At 41.6% G+C, this 1,213-nt stretch carries 1 pseudogene; it reads left to right on the forward strand.

Going from position 1 to position 1,213, the window contains the following annotated elements:
• Window positions 1–1,213, forward strand: a pseudogene (locus tag ACYU7A_RS08030) (adhesin); the annotation flags it as partial.

Below are 1,213 nucleotides of genomic sequence, written 5' to 3' on the forward strand. Positions count from 1 at the left end.
TATACATTAACAGGAATAGCTCCATGTATTAGTGATTCAAGTGTAGCTACAATTACTATTAATGCACAACCAGTTGCAGGAGCAGATGGTGGTATTACAATTTGTGAGACATCAACAGCAGCAATTACTTTAGCTACATTAATTACAGGCGAGCAAATAGGAGGAACTTGGACTAGAACTACAGGAACAGGCGGAGTTTTTAATGCAGTAGCAGGAACATTTACCCCAGCAGTTGGAGCAACAACAAGTACCTTTGAATATACTTTATTAGGCACAGCACCATGTATTAATGATACAAGTGTGGCTACAGTAACTATCAATGCACAGCCAGTTGCAGGAGTAGATGGAGCTACCACAGTTTGTGAGACATTAACAACAGCCATTAATTTAGCTACCTTAATCACAGGTGAGCAATCAGGTGGAACTTGGGTTAGGCTTACAGGTGCAGGCGGAGTGTTCAATGCAACAGCAGGAACATTTACCCCAGCAGTTGGAGCCACAACAAGTACCTTTGAATATACTTTAACAGGTATAGCGCCATGTATTAATGATACGAGTATCGCTACAGTTAATATCAACCCACAACCACTTGCAGGAGCAGATGGTGGTATTACAGTTTGTGAAACATCAACAACATCAATTACTTTATCTACACTAATTACAGGTGAGCAAATAGGTGGAACTTGGACAAGAGCTACAGGAACAGGAGGAGTCTTTAATGCAGCAGCAGGAACATTTACTCCAGCTTTAGGAGCAACTACGAGTACTTTTACTTATACTTTACTTGGAACAGCACCTTGTATTAATGATACGAGTGTTGCTACAGTAACTATCAACCCACAGCCAATTGCAGGAGTAGATGGAGCTACCACAGTTTGTGAGACATCGGCAGTAGCCATTAATTTAGCTACCCTAATCACAGGTGAGCAGTTAGGTGGAACTTGGACAAGAACAACAGGAACAGGCGGAGTATTTAGTGCAGCAGCAGGAACTTTCACGCCAGCCGTTGGAGCTATAACAAGTACTTTTACTTATACTTTAACTGGCGCAGCACCTTGTATTAATGATGCAAGTATCGCTACAGTAAATATCAACGCACAACCAGTTGCAGGAGCAGATGGAGCAACAACGGTTTGTGAGACATCAACAGCAGCAATCGATTTATCTACATTAATTACTGGTGAGCAAATAGGTGGAACTTGGACAAGAACTA

Source organism: Flavobacterium koreense, from assembly GCF_054776075.1.